The 9,379-nt window shown below is 49.8% G+C and carries 6 protein-coding genes, 1 other RNA gene and 1 pseudogene; 7 read left to right on the forward strand and 1 reads right to left on the reverse strand.

Features of this window, described 5'->3' with window-relative positions:
- Nucleotides 1-198 precede the first annotated feature (198 nt).
- From HMPREF2907_RS08610 to HMPREF2907_RS08635, 6 genes and pseudogenes are all read left to right on the forward strand, one after another.
- On the forward strand, nucleotides 199-612 hold the full coding sequence (locus HMPREF2907_RS08610; protein WP_070682161.1) for a hypothetical protein: 414 nt from the start codon (nucleotides 199-201) through the stop codon (nucleotides 610-612).
- Between the two features lie 229 nt (nucleotides 613-841).
- A pseudogene (locus HMPREF2907_RS13580) lies at nucleotides 842-1,273 on the forward strand (hypothetical protein).
- 73 nt (nucleotides 1,274-1,346) lie between these two features.
- A complete protein-coding gene (locus HMPREF2907_RS08620; RefSeq protein WP_234396227.1) occupies nucleotides 1,347-1,709 on the forward strand; it encodes a hypothetical protein in 363 nt (120 codons plus the stop codon).
- A 44-nt stretch (nucleotides 1,710-1,753) separates the two neighbouring features.
- Complete coding sequence (locus HMPREF2907_RS13585) at nucleotides 1,754-2,074, forward strand: hypothetical protein (RefSeq protein ID WP_080614345.1); 321 nt, start codon at nucleotides 1,754-1,756, stop codon at nucleotides 2,072-2,074.
- A 142-nt stretch (nucleotides 2,075-2,216) separates the two neighbouring features.
- Nucleotides 2,217-2,798, forward strand: a complete 582-nt coding sequence (locus tag HMPREF2907_RS08630) for a C39 family peptidase (protein WP_107145924.1) — start codon at nucleotides 2,217-2,219, stop codon at nucleotides 2,796-2,798.
- Between the two features lie 129 nt (nucleotides 2,799-2,927).
- A complete protein-coding gene (locus HMPREF2907_RS08635; RefSeq protein WP_070682167.1) occupies nucleotides 2,928-4,589 on the forward strand; it encodes an electron transfer flavoprotein-ubiquinone oxidoreductase in 1,662 nt (553 codons plus the stop codon).
- Nucleotides 4,590-4,964: 375 nt separating this feature from the next.
- Here the strand turns inward: HMPREF2907_RS08635 and HMPREF2907_RS08640 are convergent, their stop codons facing one another.
- On the reverse strand, nucleotides 4,965-8,798 hold the full coding sequence (locus HMPREF2907_RS08640; protein WP_070682169.1) for a DUF3683 domain-containing protein: 3,834 nt from the start codon (nucleotides 8,796-8,798) through the stop codon (nucleotides 4,965-4,967).
- Nucleotides 8,799-9,131: 333 nt separating this feature from the next.
- Here HMPREF2907_RS08640 and ffs point away from each other — a divergent pair.
- Nucleotides 9,132-9,228: signal recognition particle sRNA small type (gene ffs, locus HMPREF2907_RS08645), an RNA gene on the forward strand.
- The last annotated feature ends 151 nt before the right edge of the window (nucleotides 9,229-9,379 follow it).

The following is a 9,379-nucleotide window of genomic DNA, read 5'->3' on the forward strand; positions in this document are numbered from 1 at the left end:
GGATGTCCAACTTTTGGGGTGCAGTTCAAAATGCATGGGGTAAAAATAATGTGATTCGTCATGATGCTCATGGTACTCATAAAAGTTATATGCCACATTATCAACACAAAAGTTCGAAAGTTACAGGTCATACCTTTTATCGTAAATAGTTAAATAGTCTGGCTTAATTTTTATTAAGCCAGATTTGGAATAGTTGTTATGTCTTCTGCAATAATTGTTTATTTCGATAAACCAACAGATACAGAGCTTCTAGGTTTTTCGAAATATAATGAACACACTTTGTTTCATATTGGGTATAAGAATTTTTCCCTATATGAATGGATATATACTTCTTCAGAGGGAGAAGGAATATATCCTGAAATTTTTTCTAATAAGCGTGGTTATCTCGAATTTATCAAAAAAAATAAAAAGAACCTAAATTTAAATCATTTTAGGCTTTGTGAAGAATTATTAAAAAGATTAAGGGGGATTCCCCAAGATTTTTTCCTGTATGTAGGGGATATGAGTGATATGAATAAATTAGAGATGCTTCCAAAAAGTTTATTGTCTTTAAATGAGATAACAGATAAAACCTTGTTAAGAGAAGATGTTGTTTACCGTATTAGTAAGTAGTTAGGTTTTATTTTTATTAAATGATTTGAGGTTTTCGGTAAGTATAGATATAAGGTTGAGTTATAACCAAACATTCATGTGATTCAACGGTTTTGTTGGGCTTGGCAACTCGACCTGCGCTTGCTGAAATTGGGCGTACAGTTATACTTTTAAGCGGGCTTTGATTTTCTAACCTGTAAACAACAAGAGAATTTCTTCGCCCTTGGGAATCAAAATCTACGGACAGATTATGGAAAAACCGCTTCTAACCCCTCCTTTTTTTCTATTTGAAGATGTGTCTTTGGATATATTTCAAGGATTGTCGGAATTGGAAAAGAAAATAGAGCAGCAGGATTTGATGGATGATGTTTACCCCTTTCATTAGCCAAGTGAAAGGGGCTTTAAAATAGAGCAGCAGGATTTGATGGATGATGTTTACCGTGCTTTTGATTCGGTTGGAAATATTCTGAATTTCCGTATAGTAGAAAAAGAGCAAAAAGGGTTTTGGGTAAGTACCAAAATCAAAACAGTTGTATTTGATTCGGCGGATATGTCTTCCGATGATCTTTTTCTGAAATGCTTACAGTCTTCATATCAGGCTTATTTTGAAACTGAACCTGCCGGTTTAGATAAACGGCAGCTTATGGAAACGTTAATTCAAAAATGCGGATTCAGTTGTTGACGAAAAAATGGATTTTGAAATAACAGAATCTGGTTTCGACCATGTATGAGATAAAAAAATTTCTTTCGGCTGTTTGATTGCCACATCGCAACCCTGCGAATTGCTGACAAAATCTTGGGGTGAAACTTTTTCTTTAATTATGAAGAAGATGGATTTATGGATTTATTTCAGATTTTGTGAGGGAAATATTTATACAATAAGGAAGAATGAAACTGAATCTTGTCTTACAGAAAGAGGAGGTGAATGGTTGAAACATATTTATGAATTTAATCGGGGAAGTTTTATTTTTTCTGATGTGCTTCTAAAAAAGAGAGAAAGCGAAGAGAATTTTGCAGAAATTGTTTTAAAATCAATAAAAAATAATAAAATTTTGACAGTTAAGGTACGGTCAGACTTGCATTTTGACTTAAGAAATATTTATCGTATTGAGATGTAATAATGCAATTGATATGTGCTGATTGGACAGGTATAGGAAATTTTATGAAAACCTTCGAAAAAACATGGTCTGCCCAATATCGGGATATAGAGATTGTGGTACACAATTTTTGGAATTTGGAGCGGACAGGGGCGGAAGTCTATATCAACGGAAGGCGGGTTTATCATAACGAAGCCGAGATGGCGTATGCTCCTTTGCATTCGCTGATGGGGGAATACCTGGAATTTGAAGAAAGCGGTACGAAAATTACCGTTGAAATCGGCAGCGCGTGGCATTTTTGCGGTATGGCTTGCCGTATTTCGATAAACGGAAAATATCATGCCGGAAATAGGATTGTCTGGTTTGCTAAGAAAGCCGGCATGTAAGAATAATTTTGCAAGAGGTCGCCTGAAAGCCTTTTCAGACGACCTCTTACATATATCTTTAGAAGGTATGATGATGTTTAAACGTATTTGTCTGTCAGTGCTTATTGCCGTTTCTTTATCCGGTCCTCTGAATGCTGCACCGATGTTTAACGATAATCCTGTTGTTTACGGAAAAATCAAAGTGCAAAGTTGGAAAGAGAGGCGCGATTTCAATATTGTGAAGCAGGATTTGGATTTTTCCTGCGGGGCGGCTTCGGTGGCGACGCTTTTGAACAATTTTTACGGGCAAAAGCTGACGGAAGAAGAAGTGTTGAAAAAGCTGGATAAGGAGCAGATGCGTGCGTCGTTTGAGGATATGCAGCGCATCATGCCTGATTTGGGTTTTGAGGCGAAAGGCTATGCTCTGTCTTTCGAGCAGCTTGCGCAGTTGAAAATTCCCGTCATCGTGTATCTGAAATACCGTAAGGACGATCATTTCTCGGTATTGCGCGGTATAGACGGCAATACGGTTTTGCTTGCCGACCCGTCGCTGGGTCATGTTTCCATGAGCAGAGCGCAGTTTTTGGATGCTTGGAAAACCCGCGAGGGAAATTTGGCAGGTAAGATTTTGGCGGTTGTGCCGAAAGGGGCGGATACTGGCGGGGATAAGGCGTTTTTCACACGCAGTCCGAAACGTCAGACGGAATTTGCGGTCGGGCAGGTAAAATGGCGGCGTGCTGATTGAAATTCCGGCAAAGGTCGTCTGAAAACCGAAAATATGGTTTTCAGACGACCTTTGTTGTATTTGGTAACTATATGTTCCCGTTGTATAATCGCGGGTTTTCAATTCAATAATAAACATACAGGAACCGCCATGACAGAATCCATCACCCGCGACAGTATGCAGTACGATGTCGTGATTGTCGGCGCAGGCCCGTCGGGTTTGTCCGCCGCCATCAAACTCAAGCAGCTTGCCGAAAAAAACGGGCGCGAAATCAGCGTTTGCGTGGTGGAGAAGGGTTCTGAAGCGGGCGCGCATTCGCTGGCGGGTGCGGTCATTGATCCGATTGCGCTGAATGAGCTGATTCCCGATTGGAAAGAAAAAGGCGCGCCGCTGACGCGCGCGGTAACGCAGGACAAAGTGTTGTTCCTTACGGAGAAAAAAGCGTTCAATCTGCCGGTTACTCCTAATTTTGACAATCACGGCAATTATATCGCCAGCTTGGGCGAAGTTGTGCGCTGGTTGGCGGAGCAGGCGGAAAATATGGGCGTGGAAATCTATCCGGGCTTTGCCGCTGCCGAAGTGCTGTATCACGAAGACGGTTCGGTCAAAGGCATTGCAACCGGCAATATGGGTGTAGGTAAAGACGGCGAGCTGACCGACAGTTTCCAGCCCGGCATGGAGCTTTGGGCGCAGCAAACCCTGTTTGCCGAAGGTTGCCGCGGTTCGCTTTCCAAGCAAATCATCGAGCGTTTCCAACTCGACCGAAACAGCCAGCCGCAAACTTACGGCTTGGGCATCAAAGAGATTTGGGAAGTGTCGTCTGAAAAACATCAGCCCGGTTTGGTGGTACACAGCGCGGGCTGGCCGCTGGACAGTCAAACCTACGGCGGTGCGTTTGTTTACCATTTCGACGACAACAAAGTCGCCGTCGGTTTTGTAGTCGGTTTGGACTATCAAAACCCTTATCTGTCGCCGTTTGAAGAGTTCCAACGTTTCAAAACCCATCCCGAAATCCGCAAAACCTTCGAAGGCGGCCGCCGCATTGCTTACGGCGCGCGTTCGCTGATTGAAGGCGGTCTGCAAAGCCTGCCGAAGCTCTCGTTCAAGGGCGGTGTTTTAATCGGCGATGCGGCGGGTTTCCTCAATATGCCGCGTATCAAAGGTATTCATACCGCCATGAAATCCGCCATGCTCGCTGCAGAGGCTGTGTTTCCGTTGTTGGAAAATCTTGAAGAAGCGGAGGGTTTCGACAGCGGTAAAGAAGCGGCGGATTATCAGCAACGTTTTGAACAAAGCTGGCTGTATCAAGAGCTTTACGCCGCGCGTAACGTCCGTCCGTCATTCAAATGGGGCGTTTACCTCGGTTCAATCTATACCGGTATCGACCAGATGATTTTCAGAGGCAAGGCCCCGTGGACCTTGAAACATCACGGCAAAGACAACGAGCAGCTCAAAAAAGCCGCCGCGTGCAAGCCGATTGATTATCCGAAACCCGACGGCGTGTTGACCTTCGACCGTTTAAGCAGCGTCTTCCTCGCCAATCTCGCGCACGAAGAAAACCAGCCCGACCATTTGGTGCTGAAAAATCCGCAAACGATGATAGACGTGAACTACAAAGAATACGCCTCACCCGAAACGCGCTATTGTCCGGCCGGTGTCTATGAAATTGTTGAAGAAAACGGCAGCCCGCGCCTGCAAATCAACGCCGCCAACTGCGTGCACTGCAAAACGTGCGACATTAAAGACCCGACGCAAAACATTACTTGGATTTGCCCCGAAGGTGCGAGTGGACCGAATTACGGCGGGATGTAGGTTCGGCGGTAGCTTGGGCTAAGTTGCAAACATTTGCCGCGCCGGATAAAAAAGGTCGTCTGAAAATCTTGGTTTAAGGTTTTCAGACGACTTTTTTTCATAGTCGGAAAGTGTTGAAGAAGGGATAGGATTTTATCTGCTTAAAACGTAAAGGTCGTCTGAAAGAAAGGAGATGGGAATACAGAGTTCACAGGCAAAACCCAAATCCTGAACCGTCCCCTTTTCAACTTTGGAAGATAAAGGAAATTTATCAAACTGCTTTCGGCGACTTGGTTCATCAAAACAGTCTTTACTCCAACCTTCCAAAGTCTCTCCGCCGATTTAATGAATGACGGTTTTCAGACGACCTTTGAGGTCGTCTGAAAACCGTACGCCTTACAGCAACACTTTCTCCACGCCGCCGTTGTTGGCTTTTTTCACAAACTCGTCCAGCCAGTTTTCGCCGAGGATGTGTTTCGCCATTTCGATGACGATGTAGTCGGCGGGCATGTCGTTGTCGTCGGCGTAGCGGCTCAGGCCTTGCAGGCAGGCAGGGCAGGTGGTGAGCATTTTGACGGGTTCGCCCTGCGGCAGCTCTTTGAGGTTTTTCTCGATTTCTTCCTGTTTGCGGAATTTGACTTGGGTGGCGATGTCGGGGCGTTTGACGGCGAACATGCCGGATTCGCCGCAGCAGCGGTCGCTTAAGACGACTTTTTGCCCCATGAGGCTGCTGGCCATTTGGGTGGCGTTCATGGTTTTGATGGGCGTGTGGCAGGGGTCGTGGTAGAGGTATTGCTGACCTTTTACGCCGTTCAGTTGCACGCCTTTTTCGAGCAGGTATTCGTGGATGTCGATGATGCGGCAGCCGGGGAAGATTTCTTCAAAGCGGTATTTTTCGAGCTGGTCGTAGCAGGTACCGCAACTGACGACGACGGTTTTGATGTCGAGGTAGTTGAGGGTGTTCGCCATGCGGTGGAAGGCGACGCGGTTGTTGGTGCTCATCTGCTCGGCTTTTGCTTTGTTGCCGCCCGCATCCTGCGGATAGCCGCAACACATATAGCCAGGCGGCAGGACGGTTTGTACGCCGACGTGCCAGAGCATGGCTTGGACGGCGAGTCCGATTTGGCTGAACAGGCGTTCGGAACCGCAGCCAGGGAAGTAGAACACGGCTTCGGCATCTTCGGGCGCGGCGGGGTTGCGGATGATGGGGATGCTTTTGTCGTCTTCGATGCCGAGCATGGAGCGCGGTGTTTTAGCGGGCACGCTTTTGGGCAAAGGACGGTTGATGAAGTGGATGATTTGTTCTTTGACCGGGGCGGTGCCGACGGTGGCTTTGGGTTCGGCTTTTTGTTTTTTGGTACCGACGGGCAGGAGTTTGCCGATTTTGTAGGCGAAATTCTGCGCGGGGAAGCCGGTCTGTATCATGGCGGCGCGCAGGGCTTTGATGGTTTTAGGGCCGGTAGCGTTTAGGAATGCCATGCCCATCGATGCGGCGGGGGCGAAGCGTTTGTGGCCGGAATCGGCAAGGTAGTTGCGGATGGCTACGGTTACGTCGCCGAAGTCGATGTTGACGGGGCAGGGTTTGACGCAGCGGTGGCACACGGTGCAGTGGTCGCCGATGTCCATGAGTTCTTCAAAGTGTTTGATGGAAACGCCGCGGCGGGTTTGTTCTTCGTATAAGAAGGCTTCGGTCAGTAGCCCCACACCGAGGATTTTGTTGCGCGGGCTGTACAGCAGGTTGGCGCGCGGAACGTGGGTGGAGCAGACGGGTTTGCATTTGCCACAGCGCAGGCAGTCTTTGACGGAATCGGCGATGGTGCCGAGGTCTGATTTCTCCATAATCAGCGATTCCGCGCCCAAAAGCTCGAAGGACGGCGTGTAGGCGTTGCGTAAATCCGAGCCTTTCATCAGTTTGTGACGGTTGAAGGTGTGTTTTGGATCGACTTGGTTTTTGTAGTCCCAAAACGGCTGCAAATCTTCATCGGTCAAAAATTCGAGCTTGGTGATGCCGATGCCGTGTTCGCCCGAAATCACGCCGCCGAGCGAGCGGGCGAGTTTCATGATGCGTTCGACCGAACGGTAGGCAGTCTGAAGCATTTGGGCGTCGTCTGAATTGACGGGGATGTTGGTGTGGACGTTGCCGTCGCCGGCGTGCATGTGCAGTGCGACGAAGACGCGACCGCGTACGGTTTTGGCGTGGATTTTGCCCAAGCCTTCGATGATTTTGGTGTCGGTTTTGCCGCTGAAGATTTCGGCGAGCGGTTTCATTACGTCGTCTTTGACGGACACGCGCAGGCGGAAATCGCGGAATGCGGTGAAACAGCTCTCGTCGTCTTTGGCTTCGGGCGCGGCATGAACGGCTGCGCCGTAGCGGGCTTTGTAGTCGGCAAGCGGCGTATCGAGATGGGCGAGCAACCAATCCCAACGCGCTTTGACGGAGGAAACGTGGGCAAGGGCGTGTTTGCCGCGTTCGCCTAAAAGTTCGGCAGTCGGCAGGTCCGTGCCCATTTTGTCGATGGGGAGTTTGCCCGAAAGATATTGCTCCAACGCGGCGCACAAGGTGAGTTTGTTTTGGATGGAAAGCTCGATGTTGATGCGCTCGATACCGTCCGAATACTCGCCCAGCCGCTCCAGCGGAATCACCACGTCTTCGTTGATTTTAAAGGCGTTGGTGTGCTTGGCGATGGCGGCGGTGCGGCTGCGGTCTAGCCAGAAGGTTTTGCGCGCTTCAGGTGATACGGCGATAAAGCCTTCGCCGTCGCGGGCGCGGGCAAGTTCGCAGATGTGTTCGGCGGCTGCCGCTACGGCGGCTTCGTCGTCTGAAACCACGTCCGCCAGCAAGACCATTTTCGGCCGCCCCTTGCCTGCCGCTTTGGTGGCGTAGCCGACGGCGCGGACATAACGCCAGTCCAAATGCTCCAAACCCGCCAGCCGAACGCTGTCGTGGGCGAGCAGGAAATCGCGGATTTCGACGATAGAAGGCGTGGCGGTGGCGACCGTACCGAAAAATTCCATACACACGGTACGCGTGTATTTCGGCATTTTGTGCAACACGAAGGCGACGCTGGTGATGATGCCGTCCGTGCCTTCTTTTTGCACGCCGGGCAGGCCGCTCAAGAATTTGTCGGTAACGTCTTTGCCCAAACCGACTTTGCGGAATTTGTGGCCGGGGATTTCCAAGCGTTCGGTTTTAACGACATTGAGGCCGTCTGAATCCAGCGTGTGAACGTCGAACACGGCGGTTTCTTCGTCGTGGATTTTGCCGAAATTGTGGCGCACGCGCTCGATGCGCAGCCATTCGCCCTGCGGGTTGACCATCTGCCAGTAGGCGAGGTTGTCCAACGCCGTCCCCCATAGCACGGCTTTTTTGCCGCCCGCGTTCATCGCCACATTGCCGCCCACGCAGGACGCATCGGCGGAAGTCGGATCGACGGCGAACACCAAACCCGCCTGATGCGCGGTTTCTTCCACCCGCCGCGTTACCACACCCGCGCCGCAATGGATAATCGGATGTTTGCCGTCCAAACCCGCCAGTTCGACAAATTCCACGCCGCGATGCTTGTCCAGCTTTTCCGTATTGATGACCGCGCTCATGGCATCCAAAGGCACGGCACCGCCGGTATAACCCGTGCCGCCGCCGCGCGGGATAATGACCAAATCCAGCTCGATTAAGGCGCGCACCAAAGGCGCGACTTCCGCCTCCGTATCGGGATTGACGACGACAAACGGATATTCGACGCGCCAGTCGGTCGCATCGGTAACGTGCGTCACCCGCGCCAGCCCGTCGAACATAATATTGTGCGGCTTGGTGATTTTGCTCAAACGTTCCAAAATCTGCCGCCGCTTTTGGCGCGTTTCGTCAAAGCCGCCGTCAAAACGCTCGACCGCCTTTTCCGCCTCCGCAACCAATACATCGACTTGCGGATTGTCGTCGCGGCGTTTGCGGATTTCGTTCAAACGGTGGCGCATTTCGCGCACCAGCGCGGCACGGCGTTTCGGGTGGTCCAGCAAATCATCGACCAGATACGGATTGCGCACGACCACCCAAATATCGCCTAACACTTCAAACAGCATCCGCGCCGAACGCCCCGTCCTGCGCTGTCCGCGCAAGTCCTGCAGAATCTGCCACGCCTCATCGCCCAACAGGCGGATGACGATTTCGCGGTCGGTGTAGGAAGTATAGTTGTAGGGAATTTCCCGAATACGCTGCGGGGCGGTAGTCGTGGTCATGGTGGCGGTGTGTCCGTATAATTATTGGTACGGCGAAAATGCGCAAAGCTGCGGCATGATTTCGCCGTATTTTTATGAAAAGGTCGTCTGAAAGCGCAGCTTCAACGAAATTAAAATGATTTTTAAAACAATCAGACAACTCGTTGGAAAAGCGATAATGTAGTTTAAATTCCGATGTTTTTCAACGGAAAAGGCGAAAAATGTTTCAATAGGAATAATTTTCAAAAAGGCAGATATTGTTGACAATTTAAAGGTAAAAAGACTTTTCAGACGACCTTCGACGCCGCCGCGCTTGAGTTTTCCCGTAAAACAGTTATAATGCCACTCTCTTACGGCGGGTCTCCCCGCATGGTAATTCGGAACACCGGGTCAGGGGCGGAAGCCAGCAGCCCACTCCGATGCGTCAGTGCCGGGGGTCTGGCTCGCCACCCTATTAAAAAACACCGAAGATTAATTGGTCTTCGGTGTTTTTGCTTTTGCAGAATCCGGGATTGGGAAAAGGTCGTCTGAAAGCTGGACTGCCTCCCAAATCTTGGATACCCGATAAAAGCCCTATTCAGGCGCTCTGTGCAAGCCGGGTT

Origin of the sequence: Neisseria sp. HMSC055H02, from assembly GCF_001813335.1 — a bacterium.
In the GTDB taxonomy this organism is placed as follows: Bacteria; Pseudomonadota; Gammaproteobacteria; order Burkholderiales; family Neisseriaceae; genus Neisseria; species Neisseria sicca_C.